Origin of the sequence: Leucobacter sp. UCD-THU (assembly GCF_000349545.1) — a bacterium.
Lineage (GTDB): Bacteria > Actinomycetota > Actinomycetes > Actinomycetales > Microbacteriaceae > Leucobacter > Leucobacter muris.
The window spans coordinates 173,216-189,322 of sequence record NZ_KB714605.1 but is presented as its reverse complement, the minus strand read 5'-3'; the positions used below and the strand labels follow the sequence as shown (position 1 = coordinate 189,322).

Below are 16,107 nucleotides of genomic sequence, written 5' to 3'. Positions count from 1 at the left end.
AAGTCGGAACCGTCGGAGACCAGGGGCTGCATGATTCGGGGGATCGGCGTCGACACCGTCGACATCTCGCGGTTCGGGCGTCAGCTCGAACGCACCCCGACGCTGCGAGCGCGGCTGTTCGCGCCCGGTGAGCGGGATCTGCCCCTCGCCTTTTCGAAGAAGTTTTTCCGCGGCCNCTGCTCTTCCCAAAATCGATTCGAAAAGGCACGATCTCGAGGTGGTGCGCGACGAGGATCGAGCGCCGTCGTTCGCGCCGACGCCCGCGCTGGCGGCCGCGCTCGCGGAGCGGGGGGCGGATCGCGCGCACCTGTCGATGACGCACGACGCCGGCGTCGCGACGGCCTTCGTGATCGTCGAGTCGGCAGGGGCGGCAGCGGCATCGGAGGGCCCCGCGAGCGCCCGGGGCGCCGCGATGTCGGAGGCTCGGAGTACGCTCGCATCATCGCCGCAGCCGGGCCTTCCGGCGGCGGAACAGGGATCGGAGACGTCATGAGAACAGGGTCGATGCGCGTCGCGGAGATCTCGCTGCCCGCGATCCGGCAGAACGTCGCCCACGTGCGCGACCTCACCGGCGGCGCGGTGATCGTGGTGGTGAAGGCCGACGGCTACGGCCACGGTGCGAGCATCGTCGCCGAGGCCGCGCTGGCCGGCGGAGCGGCGATGATCGCGACCGCCGACCTCGAGGAGGCGCTCGCGCTGCGCGAGGCCGGCATCGAGGCGCCGATCCTCTGCTGGCTGCACGGCGTGCGGGTCGACTTCGCCGACGCGGTGGCCGCCGGTATCGAGATCGGCGTCAGCCACGTGCAGCAGCTCGAAGCCCTCGCCGACGCCGCGCGGCGCGTGGGCCGCGGCGCGACGGCTCAGCTGAAGATCGACACCGGGCTCAGTCGCAACGGCGCGGCCCCCGACGAGTGGCGCACGCTCTTCACCCGCGCCGCCGAACTCTCGCGAGAGGGGCTGGTGAGGGTGCGGGGCATCTTCAGCCACCTCGCCAACGCCGGCGACGAGAACGACCGGGCGCAGGCGGCCCGCTTCGACGAGGCGATCGCGATGCTGCGCGAGGCCGGAATCGACCCCGAGCTGCAGCACCTGGCGGCCAGCGCTGCGACGCTCTCGTCGCCCCACCTGCGCTACAACGCCGTGCGCGTGGGCATCGCGGCCTACGGGCTGAGCCCCTTCGCCGACAAGACCTCAGCACAGCTCGGTCTGGTGCCTGCGATGACGCTGCGCTCGGAGATCGTCGCGCTGCGCGGCGTGCCCGCGGGCACAGGAGTCTCGTACGGCTTCAACCACGTCTGCGAGACCGCCACCACACTCGCCCTCGTGCCGATGGGCTACGCCGACGGCATGCCGCGCGCCCTCAACGGCGCCGGTGCGTGGGTCACGGTGGCAGGAGAGCCCCGGCCCATCGTGGGGCGCATCGGCATGGACCAGTTCATCGTCGACGTGGGGCCGCTCGCCGGGCGCGTCGGTCTGGGCGAGCCGGTGGTGCTGTTCGGCGATCCCGAGCTGGGGCATCCGCCCGTCGAGATCTGGGCGGGCCTCATGCGCACCATCAACTACGAGATCGTATCCGGCATCGGGCCGCGCGTGCTGCGGGTGGCCGCCGACGGGAGCGAGGCGTGAGCGGCGAGGAGCGGGTCGTGCGGGCTCGGATCGAGGATCCCGACGCGATGCACCGGCTCGGCGTGCAGCTCGGACGGGTGCTGCGCGCCGGCGACCTGGTGCTGCTCACCGGCCCGCTGGGAGCCGGCAAGACCACCCTCACCCGCGGAATCGGCGAGGGGCTCGGCGTGCGCGGGCCGGTCCAGAGCCCCACCTTCGTGCTGGCGCGCACGCACCCCTCCCTCGTGGGGGGCGCGCCGCTCGTGCACGTCGACGCCTACCGCCTCGGCGCGCTCAGCGAGCACGGCGGCGGCGCCGAGGAGCTCGACGACCTCGACCTCGACTTCGAAGGCTCGGTCGTGGTGGCCGAGTGGGGCGCCGGTGTGGTCGCCGCACGCGACTCCTGGATCGAGGCGGTGATCGAGCGGCCACTCGGCGGTGGCGCCGGCGTCCCAGATGGTGGGGCTCCCGGCGGCGGCCCCGATGCTCACGCCGCCGATCTCGACGAACCGGCCGCGTGGATCGCCGAGCCCGACTGGTCGCAGACCCCCGTCGAGGCGCGAACCGTCACCGTCACGGGGTACGGCCCGCGCTGGTCGGTCGATGCCGGCGATCCGCTCGGGGCCCTCTGGGTCGCTGCGGCCGCGCCGAGCGACGCTGCAGCGGAGGCGCCGGGCGAAGCGGCCGAGGGGGCGCGATGACGGGCGAAGCAGCGATGACGGCGGCAACCGGCCTGCGCAGCCGCGAGGTGGAGGCGCCCGAGCTGGGCGACCGGGTGCTGCTGGCGATCGACACGGCGATCGGCACGAGTGTGGCCCTCGGCGCGAGCGGGCGCGTGGTCGAGATCTCGAGCGATGACCCCCGGGGCCACGCCGAGGCGATCGGCGGTCTGCTGGCCGAGGCGTTCCGCCTGAGCGGCGTCTCGCCCGCGGCGATGACCGGCGTGGTGGCCGGCATCGGGCCGGGGCCGTTCACCGGCCTGCGGGTGGGCATCGCGGCCGCGCACGCCTTCGCGGTCGCGCGCCGTGCCCCGCTGCTGCCCCTGCAGGGGCACGAGGCGGTGGCCCTCGACGCGTTCGAGGGCGCGGCGAGCGGCGTCAGGGTCGTGCAGGACGCCCGGCGGCGCGAACTCTTCGTGACCGAGTTCTCGGATCTCGACTGGGCGGGCATCCCCGTGCGCTCGGCGGGCCCCGGGCTCGTCGCCCGCGCCGACTACGAGGCGGTGCCGAACGAGGTGTGGCCCGAGCGCATCCCCACCGCGACGCTCGTGCGCCTGGCTGCGAGGCGGCTCGCCGCGGGCCGCGACTTCGAGTCGGATCGCGCCGTGTATCTGCGCGCGCCCGACGTGAAGCAGCCGGGGGCTCCGAAGCGGGTGTCGGCGTGAACCGCCCCAGCGGCCCGCAGAGCGGAGCCGAGACGCCCTGCGCCGCGGTTCCCGCTTCGTCGCCCCCTACGCCACCGCCGCCCGCGGTCGAACTGAGTCTGCGCGGGGCGACCGCGGCCGACCTCGACGCGATCTGGGCCATCGAGAGCGCGGTGTTCGGATCCGACGCCTGGAGCCGCGAGATGATGCGGGAAGAACTCGCCGCAGACCACCGGCACTACGTCGTGCTGGTCGACGGCGACGACGCCGTGCGCGGATACGCGGGTCTGCTGATGGTGGGCGCCGAGGGCGATGTGCAGACGATCGCGGTCGCCCCCGAGGCCCGAGGCGGCGGACACGGTCGCCGGCTCATGGAGGCGCTGCTCGACGAGGCCGAACGGGCGGGAGTGCGTGAGGTCTTCCTCGAGGTGCGGGCCGACAACCCCGTCGCCCAGGGGCTCTACCGCTCGCTCGCGTTCGAGCAGCTCGGCGTGCGCCCCCGCTACTACCAGCCCGACGGGGTGGACGCCGTGATCATGAAGCTCGAGATGAGGAGTCGTCCATGAACGCCACCGAGCCGCTCGGCGCCGCCGACGAGACGCGCGGCGGGCCGCTCGTGCTCGGCATCGAGACGAGCTGCGACGAGACGGGCGTGGGCATCGTGCGCGGCCGCACGCTGCTCGCCAACGCCATCGCCTCCTCCATGGACGAGCACTCCCGCTTCGGCGGGGTCGTTCCCGAGGTCGCGGCGCGCGCCCACCTCGAGGCGATGACCCCCACGATCGAGCGGGCGCTCGACGAGGCCGGGGTGACGCTCGACGAGCTCGACGCGGTGGCCGTCACCTGCGGCCCCGGGCTCGCGGGCGCGCTCATGGTGGGGGTCGCGGCGGCCAAGGCGCTGGCCGTCGGTCTGGGCAAGCCGCTCTACGCCGTGAACCATCTCGTCGGGCACGTCGGCGCCGACCTGTTGCAGGGCGAAGGCCTGCGGGAGGCCGTGGGCGCCGTGGGCGAGCTCGGACTGCCCACGGTGGCGCTGCTCGTCTCGGGCGGCCACACCTCGCTGCTGCTCGTGCGCGACCTCGTGAGCGACGTCGAGATGCTGGGCGAGACGATCGACGACGCGGCGGGAGAGGCCTTCGACAAGGTGGCGCGCCTGCTCGGCCTGCCCTATCCCGGGGGGCCGCAGATCGACCGTGTGGCCGCCGACGGCGACCCGAACGCGATCCGCTTCCCGCGCGGGCTCACCCTGCCGAAGGATCTCGAGCGGCACCGCTACGACTTCTCGTTCTCGGGCCTCAAGACCTCGGTGGCACGATGGGTCGAGAAGCACGAGCAGAGCGGCGAATCGCTGCCGGTCGCCGACGTCGCGGCCAGCTTCCGCGAGGCCGTCGCCGACGTGCTGATCACGAAGGCGCTCGCCGCATGCCGAGACCTCGCGGTGCCGCGCCTGCTGCTCGGCGGGGGAGTGGTCGCGAACGCGCGAGTGCGGGAACTCGCACGCGAGCGCTGCGAGGCGGCCGGGGTCGAGCTGCGCGTGCCCCCGCTCTCGCTCTGCACCGACAACGGCGCCATGATCGCCTCCATCGGAGCGCAGCTGGTGGCGGCCGGGCACGAGCCCTCGGGGCTCGGGTTCGGAGCAGATTCGACCCTGCCCGTGACGGAGATCCAGGTCCGCTGATCATCCGATGAATTCGGTGACGCACCGATTCGGGGTCGCGGTCGCCGCCCGCTCGACATTATGGTGGAAGAGCGATCGGGGGAGCGCCCCGTCGAGCTTGATCGAAGGAGCAACATGTCTGACACGCAGCCCGGCGGCCAGCCCGCCTCGAACCCCGTCCCGCCGGTTCCGCCGGCGGCTCCGTCGGAGCAGCCCGCAGCGCCGGCGTACGGCGCCGCTCCGGCTCAGCCCAAGAAGGCCCTGGCCATCACCGGCATGGCGCTCGGCATCGCCGGCCTCGTGCTGAGCTTCGTGCCGTTCCTCGGCGCGATCCTCGCGCTCGTCGGCCTGGTGCTGAGCATCGTCGCGCTGATGAAGAAGCAGCCGAAGGCGTTCTCCATCACCGGCCTCGTCACCGGCGCGATCGGCCTCGTCATCGGCATCATCGTCACGATCACCGTCGTCTGGGCGTTGGGCGCGGGGGTGGATGCCGTGCAGCAGTGCATGAACGGCGCCGAGTTCGTCGAGATCGCCGGGCAGACCGTCTCCTGCTCCGACGTGAACTACTGAGCGGCTCGCGCGCCGCACGAGCGGGGCGGGTCCGGGATCATTCCGGACCCGCCCCGCTCGGCGTGTGTGGCGGCGGCGCGCTGCTCGCACTGGGGCCGCGCACAGGCGCTCGGCCGGGCAGGGCTCGGGCTCAGCAGCGCTCGGCGAGCAGCGCGACGTGCCGGCCCTGCGCGTCGCGTGTGAGAAACAGCGTGGCGCTGCGCGACCCGCGCAGCTTCAGTCGGCGCCGCAGCGCCGCGGGGTCGACGTCCGCACCCCGCTTCTTGATCTCGAGCGCGCCGATGTCGCGAGCGGCGAGGGCCCGGCGCAGATCCTTCTCGCNGAGTTTTCGAATGCCTTTTCTGCGCGTCGCGTGTGAGAAACAGCGTGGCGCTGCGCGACCCGCGCAGCTTCAGTCGGCGCCGCAGCGCCGCGGGGTCGACGTCCGCACCCCGCTTCTTGATCTCGAGCGCGCCGATGTCGCGAGCGGCGAGGGCCCGGCGCAGATCCTTCTCGCGCGAGCTCAGGGTCTCGACGACGCGGAACGCGCTCGCGAACGGCGTCTCCACGAGCCGGTCGGCCGTGAGATAGGCGATCCCGGCCGACATCATGCCGGCGTGGAGCCGATCGGCGAGCGAGCCGATGAGGCGGGCGCGGATCACGGCGCCGTCGGGTTCGTAGAGGTACTCGCCGAGCGGGCGCACGTCGGCATCGGCGGAGTCGTGCGCGCCCGTGAGCTCTGCGGCCTCCTGGGCGCCTCGCAGCACGAGCGCGGCCCGGCGCACGCCGGGCCGGGCGAGCGCACCGAACCAGAGCCCGGTCTCGACGAGCTGCCCGTCGAGCGACACCCACTGGGCTTCGGCGTCGTCGGGGATCAGTTCGCGGTCGAGGCCGGGGCCGAGCTTCACTCCGGTGGGCCGCTCGCGCGCGAGGCCGAACGCGAAGCTCAGCGAGGGGGAGTAGTCGTCGGGCGAGGCGAGCCTGCGCGTGCCGGTGTGGCCGGCGGTGCGGCGGGCGGGATCGAGGAACACGGCTTCGGCGTCGCCCGGACCGATCGACTCGGCGTCGCCGAGGCGCACCGCGGGAGCCGCCGCTCCCAGCCGCTTCGCCGCGAGGGCGAGGTTGTGCTGCGCGAAGGCGGCGGTGAGGGGATCGAGCTCGACCGGATGCACGTCGAGACCCGCCTCGAGAAAGGCCAGGGATTCCGCGCCGATGCCGCATCCGTGGTCGGCGACCGAGCGGCAGCCGGCCGCTCGAAACCGCGCTGCGTGCAGCTCCGCCGCACGCGATCGGGTGGCCTGCTCGAGGGCCGCCCGCGTGAAGAGCATGTGCGAGGCGCTCTCGCCGAACTTGGCCGCCGCGCGCGAGCGCAGATCGGTCTGGGTGAGCGCGGCGGCGAGCAGCGCGGGATCGGCGCCCTCGGAGCGCAGGTCGCGCGCGATCCGGTCGAGTGCGCGGCCGTGCTGCAGTTCGCCGGTGATACGAGCGAGGAGCTCGCCACCCGCCGGGGTGACGAGCTCCTGCCAGCCGGGGGCTGCGATGCTCGGGGTCGGCGCGGCTGCCGCCATCGTCAGTAGCTCGAGGAGGAGGCCAGACCGATGATGAGGATCACGTAGAAGAGCACGACGATCGCGCCGATCGCGAGACCCACGTATCCGATGATGAGGCCGGCGAGCGCGAGGCCGCGGCCGCTCTCGCCGGTGCGCTCGATCTGCTTCAGCGCGATGTGGCCGCAGATGACGCCCGCCAGCGAGATGAAGAACGAGCTGATGAGTGCGATGATCGCCAGGGTGTTGGTGGGCGGCGCGGCGGCGTACGCCTGCGGGTAGGGGGCCTGCTGCGCGTAGGGCTGCTGAGCGGCGTAGGGCTGCTGAGCCTGCGGGTAGCCCGGCTGCGGCGGCGGCGCGTACTGGGGCTGCTGCGGGGCGGCGTACTGCGGCTGCTGGCCCGGGTCGCCGGGGGCGGCTGAGGCGTTCTGCTGGGGCTGGGAGGCGTCGCCCGCGGGCGGCTGGTTCTGGGACACTGCGTGTTCCTTTCGTTGGGCGGTGTACCGCGGCCGAGGCGGCGGCTCAGTAGTAGTAGTCGGATCCCGAGAAGGCGCTGCCCATGGCCGCGATCATCATGGCGATGAACCCGATGTAGACGACGATGAAGATCGCGATGAACGCGAAGTAGGCGTAGCCCACGATCAGGCCGGTGAGGGCGAGACCGCGACCGGGGTCGCCGTTGCGCTTGATCTGGTTGAGGCCCATGTGGCCGAACACGATGCCGGCGATGGGCACGAGGAAGCCGAAGATGATCGCGAGCACGGCGTAGGTGTTGGTGGCGCCGAGCGTGGTGGCCGTGGAGGCCTGGGGCCGATATGCGGCGGGCTGCTGGACCGGCTGCTGGAACTGAGGGGCCGCGGGCGCTCCCTGCGGGTTCTGCGGATATGCGGCGTGGGGCGTTCCGGGCTGCTGGGGAGGGTGTGGGGTGGTCATGACTGCTCCTCGAGCGGTTGGGGCGCCGATCCGCCGTGATGCGCATCGGCTGTCACTTCGATTCTAGGCGGCGATAGGCTGGCGTGGGCGAGTGCGTGTCGTCGGGTGACGGATCCCGTTCGCTTTGGGCGATCCGACGGCGCCGCGTTGGCACTCCCCTTGCGAGAGTGCCAACGGGGGTTCTAAACTCTGCTTAGGCGCGCTCGCATGGGGCGGGCGCGAGAGAACCTTCAGACATTGGAAAGAGGTCAACCGTGTCGGTAGCCATCAAGCCGCTCGAGGATCGTATCGTCATCAAGCAGGTCGAGGCAGAGCAGACCACCGCGTCCGGTCTGGTGATTCCGGATAGCGCCAAGGAGAAGCCGCAGGAGGGCGAGGTCGTGGCCGTGGGTCCCGGTCGCGTCGCCGACAGCGGCACCCGCATTCCGCTCGACGTGAGCGTCGGCGACGTGGTGATCTACTCGAAGTTCGGCGGCACCGAGGTGAAGGTCGGCGGCGACGACTACCTCGTGCTCTCGGCGCGCGACATCCTCGCGGTGGTCGAGCGCTGAGCGCTCCCTCCCGCACGAGGCCGGGCCCCGATCCTTCATGGATCGGGGCCCGGCCTCGTTGTATGCGTGTGCGAGGAGCCTCGCCCGAGCCGGACGGTCTCCCGCGGTCGAGGTAAAGAGTATTCAGTTTTAAGTATCAGTATTTATTTTTCTCAAAGTGATGTATTCTTCGGGTGTTGCCACTCGAAGGAGAGTCTTGAATGCGCGCTGTCGTCCTGCCCGAGCACGGGGATATCGATGTTCTGCAGATCCGTGATGACCGAGCGAGACCCGCAGCCGGGCCCGGGAGGGTGGTGCTGCGCGTCGGCGCGTCGTCGCTGAACTACCACGACATCTTCACCGTCCGCGGGATGCCGGGCATCACCATACCGATGCCCGTCGTGCCCGGTATCGACGTGGCGGGCCGCATCGTCGAGGTCGGCGAGGGCGTCGCCGCCGAGTGGGCGGTCGGAGACCGCGTCGTCGTGATGCCCTGGCTCGCCTCTCTGCCGGAGCTGGGCCTGATCGGAGAGGTGTACGATGGCGGCCTCCAGCAGTACGTGGAGGTCGACGCCCGCCTGCTGATCAGGCTTCCCGACGACGTGAGCGAGCACCTCGCGGCGGCGCTGCCCGTCGCCTACGGCACCGCGCACCGCATGGTGATCGGCAAAGGGGCGATCCGCGCGGGGGACCGCGTGCTGGTGCTCGGCGCATCCGGCGGGGTGGGCGTCGCTTGCGTGCAGCTCGCGAAGCGCCTCGGCGCGCACGTGGTCGCCGCCGTCGGAAGCGAGGAGAAGGGCCGGGCGCTCTTGGCGCTCGGGGCCGACGAAGTGCTGAACTACCGCGAAGAGGACATCTTCGCGTGGGTGGTGGAGCACCACGGCAAGCCGAGCCGCTTCGACGACCGCACCGGCATGAACGTCGTCATCAACTTCACCGGCGGAGACACGTGGCGCCCGACGCTGAAGTCGACCGCGCTCGGAGGCAGGATCCTGACGTGCGGAGCCACCGCCGGATACGCCCCCGAGGAGGACCTGCGGTACATCTGGACCTACGAGCTTCAGGTGATCGGTTCGAACGGATACGGTCCGGAGGACATCGTCGCGCTGCTGGCCGACGTGTCGGAGGGGCGCCTCGAGCCCTGCATCAGCGACGTGCTGCCGCTGAGCCAGACGGTCGAGGGACTCCGGCGGATCCGCGATCGCGAGGTGATCGGGAAGATCCTGATCGATCCCTGGGGCGACGAAGACCGATGAGCGGGGCCGAGAACGAGGCGGAGATCCTCGAACGGATCTCGGACGTGATCGACGATGCTCCGTTCCAGGCGTGGCTCCCGGCCCGGCTCACGGGGATCGACCCGGACGGATCGGTGCGTCTCAGGGTGGAGTGGGTGCCGAGCTGGGGCAACGGCGGAGACGGCGGTCACACGCACGGAGGCGTCATCGCCGCGCTGCTCGACCTCGCCGCGGAGTGCGCCGTGATGGCGGCGTTCGGCGCGGCCGCCCCGACCGTCGACCTGAACGTGCGGTTCCTCGCGCCGACTCGGGAGGAACCGCTGACGGCGACGGGTTCGCTCGTGCGGAAGGGCAGGACGCTGACGGTGGCGGAGGCGCGAGTGCTCCGAGAGGACGGAGTGCTCGTCGCGATGGCGAGCGGCGCGTTCGCGACCTTCGCGATCGCGCGGTGAAGCGGGACGAGGAGAGGCGAGAGATGGGAACCGGGAACGAATCGACTGCGTGGGAGCGGCTGCTCATCCCCGACTCGGCGGAGGCGGAGGTCATCGAGATGTCGGAGACCGGCGAGCACCGCTGCACGCTGCGCCGACTGGCTCTGCTGCGGGACCGGATGCTCTCGGAGTACTCGGCGGAGCTGAGGCCGGGCCGCGCGATCGGCATCTTCGCCGATAACGGCATCGCCTGGATCGCCGCCTTCGCCGCGGTCGTGCACGCGGGGGCGGTGCCCGTGCCGATCAGCGTGAAGCTGCCTCGGCCCGGCGTGGAGTTCATCGTCGCCGACGCCGACCTGCACACGGTGCTCGCCGACCGACCGCGCATCGCATCGCTCTCGGAGTGGGGCGTCTCGGCGCTGCCGCTGCTGGAGCCAGGCGACGCCGAAGAGCGGGGGAGCGGCGGGGCGGGGGGCGAGGCGGTGCGGCGCCCGGACGACGAGCTGGGCCTCATCCTCTACACGTCGGGCTCGACGGGGCAGCCCAAGGGTGTCGAACTCGGCAATCGCACGCTGAGGTGGATCGTCGAGACCGTCGCGCCCGCCGTCGCCCGGCCCGAGACGCGGATGCTCGTGGCGGCTCCGCTCAATCACATCGCGGCGCTCATGTTCGCCCTGTCCTGCGTCTCGCAGCGGGGAACCCTGGTCGTCATGCCGAGATTCGAGTCGCGAGCCTTCCTCGGCGCCGTGGAGCGCCACCGCGTCACCGATCTCACGGGTGTGCCGCCGATGTTCGCGATGCTGGGCAGGGAGCACGATCTCCTCGGGGAGCTGGATCTGTCGAGCGTCGCGCGCGTGACGATGGGCTCTGCGCCCTCCTCCCACGAGATGCTCGCCGAGATCGAGAGCTGGTTCCCCGGAGCGTCGGTGACGACCTCCTACGGCACCACGGAGTCGGGGCCCGGGGTGTTCGGCCCCCACCCGGACGGCCTTCCGACGCCCCTCGGGTCGGTCGGCGCCGCGCGGCGGGTGCCCCGGATCCGCCTGGTCGACTCCGACGGCGAGCCGACGAGCGGCAGAGGGGTCCTGGAGGTGCGCAGTCCCTCGATGATGATGCGCTATCGGAATCGCCCGGATCTCGTGCCTCCCATCACGTCCGACGGGTTCCATCACACGGGCGATCTGTTCGAGGTGGACGACCAGGGGTTCTTCTGGTTCGCGGGGCGCGAGGACGACGTCTTCAAGTGCGGCGGCGAGACCGTCTACCCGCAGGCGGTAGAGGAGGCGCTGGAGGCGCATCCCGCGGTCCTCTCCGCGGTCGTGCTGCCCGTGCCGGACGCGTTGAAGGGGCGGAAGCCGGTCGCGTTCGTGCTGGTCAGCCCGGGTTTCGAATTCGACGAGCGCGCCCTGCAGCAGCACGTGCTGGGCAGGCTCGAGCCGTTCGCGCACCCGCGTCGCATCTGGCCGCTCGACGCGTTCCCGCTCGCCGCGGCGAACAAGGTGGATCGGAAGCGGCTCGCAGAGGCGGCGTTTCTCGCGTGCGCCGAGGAGCGGCCCGGCCCGCCGGCCGCTACTCGACGATCGGGGCGAGCTGAGTGATGCCGCGCTGGCGGTGGCTGTCGGAGAGCGCGATGACGAGCTCGGCGTCGCCGGTCTTCACCGCCTCCAGGATCTCGGTGTGCTCGGCCAGCGCGCTCTCGAGGTGCCCGTGGTTCTCGTAGTAGAGGATGCGGTAGGGGTCGGTGCAGTCCCAGAGCTGTCTGATCAGTCGCACTTGCGCGGCGGTCGCGCCGTCGAAGACGGGGAAGTGGAACTCGCGGTTCAGCTTGGTGCTCAGGATGATGTCGCCGCCGGGAGCGGCGAGCTCTCGCTCGTGCGCCTGCTCCATCTTCCAGATGAGCTGCCGGGAGGCGCCCTGCGCGAGGGTCTGGCGGATGGCGTCGGATTCGAGGATCTCCCGGAGCCGGTAGATCTCCTCGATCTCGCGAAAGCTCAGCTTGGACACGATGTAGCTGCGGTTCGCGGTGTGCTGCAGCAGCCCGACGGCTTCGAGGGTCTTGAGCGCCTCTCTGACGGGCACGCGACTCACGCCGAGGCGCTCCGCCAGCTCGACCTGCCGGATGGCCTGTCCGGGGCGCAGCTGACCGGTGGTCAGGAGATCGCGGACCGCTTCGAGTACGTCTTCGTCGGTGGTCCCGCTGCGTGTCCTGCTCACTGTTCTCCTATCGCTCCAGCCCGTTCGGGCTTCTTAATAAAAGTGTAACATTTGCGATCCATTTATGCTTTACTGTATACACAATACGGATTTGGTAGCCAAAACTCGATGATGAGGAGAAACCATGAAAACCATCCGCGCAGTGGGCGCCGTGTTCGCCGGCGTCCTGATCGCAGCCACCGTCGCCTGTTCCGGCGGCGGCTCGCCCGCCCCGGACTCCGAGAGCGAGCAGCCGACGAAGCTGCGGCTCGCGCTCCACTGGACCTACCCCGTGGCGGAATGGGACGGGATCGTCGTCGCCGATGAGCTCGGATACTACGAGGAGGCGGGCCTCGACGTCGAGCTCCAGTTCCTCTCGGGCTCCACGGCCACCGTGCAGGCCGTCGCGGCGGGCGAGAGCGACCTCGGCCTCGCCGGCCCGGACACGATCCTGAGCGGAGTGGACTCGGGCCTCGAGTTCACGGTGGTCGCCAACCACCTGCAGCGCACCTCCTCCGGTGTCATCGCGCCGGCCGCCAGCGGCATCGAGTCGTTCGAGGACCTCGAGGGCAAGACCGTCTCGACGGCCGCGGCGAGCCCCGAGCAGGCGATGCTCCGATCGAAGCTCGCCGAGGCGGGCCTCGACTCGGAGAGCGATCTCGCGCTCTCGTTCGTGGACCCGCAGGCCAAGTGCACGGTGGTGCTCTCCGGGGCGGCCGACGCCTGCACCGGTCAGAACAACCACCACGTGATCCAGTTCGCCGACGAGGGCGTCGACCCCGTATTCCTCTCCTTCAGCACGGAGGAGCAGCCGATCCTCGGCCACTCGATCTTCGCGAACGACGCGTACCTGGCCGATCACGCCGACGCCGTCTCGCGCTTCCTCGAGGCCACGATGCGCGGGTACGAGACCGCCGCAGAGGACCTCGACGCCGTCGTCGACATCTACGTGAAGCAGCGCCCGGAGACGGACGCGGCGTTCCTGCTGAAGACCCTGGAGGCGTCGCACGAGCTGATGTACAGCGACCGCACCGACGAGCACGGCTGGGGATGGATGGACGACACCGCCTGGCAGGCCCTCGCGGACAGTCTGCTCGCGGGCGAGGTGCTCGGATCCGAGGTCTCGGTGAGCGAGATCTACACGAACGACTACCTGCCCGAGGACGCCTGGAAGCCGCAGCCGCTCGACTGAGCGGGCTGCGCGACCGAGAGACCTCGAAACGACACGGAAAGCTGTGGTGACCCCCTCATGACCTACATCGCGATCAAGGATCTGAGTCTGACGTATCAAACGAAGACGAAGTCCGTGCACGCGCTCTCGCACATCGACCTGGACATCGAGGAGGGAGAGTTCGTGAGCCTCATCGGCCCATCGGGGTGCGGGAAGAGCACCCTCCTCTCCACGATCGGGGCTCTGCTGGAGCCCACGTCGGGGTCGGTCACGATCGCGGGGCAGACCGTGCAGGAGGTGCGGAAGCAGCGCAAGATCGGCAACGTGTTCCAGGAGGCCCGACTGCTGCCGTGGCGAACGGTCGGCGCGAACATCGCCTATCTCTCCGAGCTGGCGGGGCAGCGGCCCCGCCAGTCGGAGATCCAGGAGATCGCCGACTTCGTGGGGATCGGGGCGTTTCTCAACTCGTATCCGCACGAGCTCTCGGGCGGTATGCGGCAGCGGGTCTCCCTCTGCCGGGCGATGATCCTCGACCCGATGGTGCTGCTGATGGACGAGCCCTTCGGGGCGCTCGACGCCATCACGCGGGAGAAGATGCAGGTCGAACTGCTCCGGATCTGGGAGGAGACGAAGAAGACCATCGTCTTCGTCACGCACGCGATCGACGAGGCCGCCTATCTCTCCGACCGCATCGTGGTGATGTCGGCGAGGCCGGGGCGGATCCAGGCCGACTACGTCAACCCCCTCGTGAGGCCGAGAGAGCCGTTCGGCCGCCAGACCCACGAGACCTCCGACTTCCAATCCGTGCTGCACAGCGAACTGATGCGAGCAGAGACCGAGGAGCGCACCGATGCTTAAATCGAAGAACTTCCTGCAGGGGGTGCTCTCTCCCGTCCTGCTCATCCTGCTGCTGCTCGTCTTCTGGGAGCTGTCGACCCAGTGGTTCTCGATCCCGAAGTTCATCCTTCCCTCGCCGATCGAGATCACGCAGAACCTCGGGGAGCGCTTCGGCATCTACCTGCCGCACATCCTCGACACCCTGATCCCGATCCTCGTCGGGTTCTTCATCGGATCGCTGATCGGCGTGGCGCTCGCGGTGCTGCTCGACGTCTCGCAGGTGCTGCGGAACACGCTGTACCCCATCATCCTCGCGCTGCAGACGACTCCGAAGATCGCGATCGCGCCGCTGCTGATCGTCTGGTTCGGCATCGGCCTGACGCCCAAGGTGATCATCGTGGCGCTCCTCGCGCTGTTCCCCGTGCTGATCAATGTCGTGGCGGGCCTCGAATCCGCCGATCGCGGCCTGGTGACGCTGGGGAGATCCGTGAACGCCTCTCAGGGCCAGATCTACCGCACGGTCAAGATCCCGTCGTCGATCCCGTACCTGTTCGCCGGTCTGAAGCTCGCGATGACGAACTCGGTGATCGGTGCGATCGTGGGCGAGTGGATGGCGTCCGACCGCGGTCTCGGCTACCTGCTGGTCTACTACAACGCGACGCTCGACACCACGGCCCTCTTCGCCGTGCTCATCATCCTGGTGGTGCTCGCCGGGCTGCTGTTCGCCACCATCGGCATCGCAGAGCGGCTCCTCTCGTGGGACGCCCGCCAGCGCAGACAGCTCTCGTCGACGACCAGCGGCAGTACGCGGGCCGCGGGATCGGGGGTCTGAACCATGAACGGACACGACGGCACGCAGCCCGGGACTGCGACGAGGCGCACGATCAATGCGCACGCCCGGCAGGATCTCGGCCTCCCGTACCCGTTCGACGAGGCGACCTACCGCGCGCGACTCGCGAGAGTGCGCGAGTCGCTCCGCCGACGCGGAAGCGGCGGGCTCCTGATCTTCGATCAGGCCTCGATGTTCTACCTCTTCGGATACGACCAGCTCGGGTACTGGGTCTTCCAAGCGGTGTGGGTGCCGACGTCCGAGTCCGAGCCGGTGCAGGGCATCTGCAGGGCGCCCGACCGAGAGCTCATGGCGCGAGGAGTGGGCATCGACGAGGTGCGCGTCTGGCTCGACGACGATCGGGAATCGCCGACGGCGACCCTCATGCGCTGGGCGCGGGAGTCCGGCGCGGACCGGATCGACGTCGAACTCGCCTCGCACGCGCTGCGCGGCGACTACGTGCGCGAGCTCTACCTGCATGCGGAGTCGTGCGGCATCTCGCTGGAGAGCGGCGACGAAGTGGTGCTCGCCCTCAGGGAGGTCAAGGACGACGGAGAGCTCGATCTCATGCGCGCGGCGGGTCGCGCCCTGGACCGCGCCTACCTCGCGGTGGAGGAGAGGATCGCCCCGGGGGTGCTGGAGACCGAGCTGAGCAGCGCCGTGCTCGCCGCGCTGCTGGCCGAGGGGTGCGATCCCGCCTCCGTGCCCCCGTGCATCTCGGCGGGGAGCCGCACCCTGGCTCAGACCCACCTCTCGGCGAAGCCGCTGCCCGTGCCGGAGGCGGACATCGTCACGGTCGAGCTCGGAGCCGCGAAGGAGCGGTATCACGCGGTCGCGTTCCAGACCTACTTCATGGAGGGTGCGCCTCGGGCGTACCTCGACCAGTATCGCGCGATTCGGGACACCGTGCTCGCCGGCGTCGAAGAGCTGGTCCCCGGCAGGAACGCCGCAGAGGTCGCGGGATCGATCCACGACCGGCTGGTGCGCGCCGGCAGCGGCCGCGTCGGGCGCCACGTGGGGTACGGCACCGGGATCGGCTTCGCGCCCACCTGGCTCGAGGGGCTCAGGATCAAGCGCAGCCAGGAGTACGAGCTGCAGCCGGGCATGACGTTCTTCCTCTTCGCCGGGGCGCCCACCCTGGACGGCGCCCGGCACATGGGGTACGGCGTGCCGGTGGCCGTCACCGCGAACGGGCCCGAGCTCTTGAGCAGTCACGTCTGAGGGAGG

General features: G+C 70.6%; 19 protein-coding genes and 1 pseudogene. 15 read left to right on the top strand and 5 right to left on the bottom strand.

The genetic code is table 11. The features are described from left to right. Positions 1-217: 217 nt before the first annotated feature. The 7 genes from H490_RS32925 (at position 218) to H490_RS0116440 (ending at position 5,195) form a co-directional block, all read left to right on the top strand. Positions 218-493 (top strand): hypothetical protein, encoded by a 276-nt coding sequence (locus tag H490_RS32925; RefSeq protein ID WP_017885289.1) that lies wholly within the window; start codon positions 218-220, stop codon positions 491-493. An 11-nt stretch (positions 494-504) separates the two neighbouring features. Beyond that, positions 505-1,626, top strand: coding sequence for an alanine racemase (alr, locus tag H490_RS30290; protein WP_017885288.1), 1,122 nt, complete (start codon positions 505-507; stop codon positions 1,624-1,626). Beyond that, positions 1,623-2,306 (top strand): tRNA (adenosine(37)-N6)-threonylcarbamoyltransferase complex ATPase subunit type 1 TsaE, encoded by a 684-nt coding sequence (tsaE, locus tag H490_RS31845; protein ID WP_017885287.1) that lies wholly within the window; start codon positions 1,623-1,625, stop codon positions 2,304-2,306. The genes alr and tsaE overlap by 4 nt, the downstream gene beginning before the upstream one ends. Further along, complete coding sequence (tsaB, locus tag H490_RS30280) at positions 2,303-2,989, top strand: tRNA (adenosine(37)-N6)-threonylcarbamoyltransferase complex dimerization subunit type 1 TsaB (RefSeq protein WP_017885286.1); 687 nt, start codon at positions 2,303-2,305, stop codon at positions 2,987-2,989. The genes tsaE and tsaB overlap by 4 nt, the downstream gene beginning before the upstream one ends. Next, positions 2,986-3,534: a ribosomal protein S18-alanine N-acetyltransferase gene (gene rimI / locus H490_RS30275; protein ID WP_017885285.1), complete on the top strand. Its 549-nt coding sequence runs from the start codon at positions 2,986-2,988 to the stop codon at positions 3,532-3,534. The genes tsaB and rimI overlap by 4 nt, the downstream gene beginning before the upstream one ends. Next, positions 3,531-4,646 (top strand): tRNA (adenosine(37)-N6)-threonylcarbamoyltransferase complex transferase subunit TsaD, encoded by a 1,116-nt coding sequence (gene tsaD / locus H490_RS30270; RefSeq protein ID WP_017885284.1) that lies wholly within the window; start codon positions 3,531-3,533, stop codon positions 4,644-4,646. The genes rimI and tsaD overlap by 4 nt, the downstream gene beginning before the upstream one ends. Before the next feature lie 114 nt (positions 4,647-4,760). After that, positions 4,761-5,195, top strand: a complete 435-nt coding sequence (locus tag H490_RS0116440) for a hypothetical protein (protein ID WP_017885283.1) — start codon at positions 4,761-4,763, stop codon at positions 5,193-5,195. Between the two features lie 130 nt (positions 5,196-5,325). On the opposite strand, the gene H490_RS32770 is transcribed toward H490_RS0116440, so the two are convergent. The 4 genes and pseudogenes from H490_RS32770 to H490_RS30255 all read right to left on the bottom strand — a co-directional run bounded on the left by H490_RS32770 (position 5,326) and on the right by H490_RS30255 (position 7,654). Continuing rightward, positions 5,326-5,463, bottom strand: coding sequence for a THUMP-like domain-containing protein (locus H490_RS32770; RefSeq protein ID WP_238560360.1), 138 nt, complete (start codon positions 5,461-5,463; stop codon positions 5,326-5,328). A 76-nt stretch (positions 5,464-5,539) separates the two neighbouring features. After that, positions 5,540-5,782: pseudogene (locus H490_RS32765) on the bottom strand (THUMP-like domain-containing protein); the annotation flags it as partial. Between the two features lie 962 nt (positions 5,783-6,744). Next, positions 6,745-7,197: a DUF4190 domain-containing protein gene (locus H490_RS30260; protein WP_017885281.1), complete on the bottom strand. Its 453-nt coding sequence runs from the start codon at positions 7,195-7,197 to the stop codon at positions 6,745-6,747. Between the two features lie 46 nt (positions 7,198-7,243). Then, positions 7,244-7,654 (bottom strand): DUF4190 domain-containing protein, encoded by a 411-nt coding sequence (locus H490_RS30255; RefSeq protein WP_017885280.1) that lies wholly within the window; start codon positions 7,652-7,654, stop codon positions 7,244-7,246. Between the two features lie 254 nt (positions 7,655-7,908). Between H490_RS30255 and groES the strand changes: the two genes are divergently transcribed. The 4 genes from groES to H490_RS0116425 all read left to right on the top strand — a co-directional run bounded on the left by groES (position 7,909) and on the right by H490_RS0116425 (position 11,448). Then, on the top strand, positions 7,909-8,205 hold the full coding sequence (gene groES, locus H490_RS30250; RefSeq protein ID WP_017885279.1) for a co-chaperone GroES: 297 nt from the start codon (positions 7,909-7,911) through the stop codon (positions 8,203-8,205). A 200-nt stretch (positions 8,206-8,405) separates the two neighbouring features. After that, the gene (locus tag H490_RS30245; RefSeq protein ID WP_017885278.1) at positions 8,406-9,440 is read left to right on the top strand and encodes a zinc-binding dehydrogenase; all 1,035 of its coding nucleotides are present in this window, start codon (positions 8,406-8,408) and stop codon (positions 9,438-9,440) included. After that, entirely contained in the window at positions 9,437-9,871 is a 435-nt protein-coding gene (locus H490_RS31255) for a PaaI family thioesterase (RefSeq protein WP_017885277.1), read from the top strand. The genes H490_RS30245 and H490_RS31255 overlap by 4 nt, the downstream gene beginning before the upstream one ends. A gap of 23 nt (positions 9,872-9,894) precedes the next feature. Next, on the top strand, positions 9,895-11,448 hold the full coding sequence (locus tag H490_RS0116425) for a class I adenylate-forming enzyme family protein (protein ID WP_017885276.1): 1,554 nt from the start codon (positions 9,895-9,897) through the stop codon (positions 11,446-11,448). Here H490_RS0116425 and H490_RS30235 read toward each other — a convergent pair. Next, positions 11,420-12,064 (bottom strand): GntR family transcriptional regulator, encoded by a 645-nt coding sequence (locus H490_RS30235; protein ID WP_017885275.1) that lies wholly within the window; start codon positions 12,062-12,064, stop codon positions 11,420-11,422. The genes H490_RS0116425 and H490_RS30235 overlap by 29 nt on opposite strands. A 124-nt stretch (positions 12,065-12,188) precedes the next feature. Here H490_RS30235 and H490_RS30230 point away from each other — a divergent pair, with 124 nt between their 5' ends. Genes H490_RS30230 through H490_RS30215 form a run of 4 tightly spaced genes read left to right on the top strand, consistent with a single transcriptional unit; the run spans position 12,189 to position 16,101 of the window. Beyond that, positions 12,189-13,235, top strand: a complete 1,047-nt coding sequence (locus tag H490_RS30230) for an ABC transporter substrate-binding protein (RefSeq protein ID WP_017885274.1) — start codon at positions 12,189-12,191, stop codon at positions 13,233-13,235. Between the two features lie 57 nt (positions 13,236-13,292). Beyond that, the gene (locus H490_RS30225) at positions 13,293-14,072 is read left to right on the top strand and encodes an ABC transporter ATP-binding protein (RefSeq protein ID WP_017885273.1); all 780 of its coding nucleotides are present in this window, start codon (positions 13,293-13,295) and stop codon (positions 14,070-14,072) included. Beyond that, positions 14,065-14,883 (top strand): ABC transporter permease, encoded by an 819-nt coding sequence (locus H490_RS30220; RefSeq protein ID WP_017885272.1) that lies wholly within the window; start codon positions 14,065-14,067, stop codon positions 14,881-14,883. Before H490_RS30225 ends, H490_RS30220 begins: the two co-directional genes overlap by 8 nt. Before the next feature lie 3 nt (positions 14,884-14,886). Then, positions 14,887-16,101, top strand: coding sequence for a M24 family metallopeptidase (locus H490_RS30215; RefSeq protein ID WP_017885271.1), 1,215 nt, complete (start codon positions 14,887-14,889; stop codon positions 16,099-16,101). Positions 16,102-16,107: the final 6 nt, after the last annotated feature.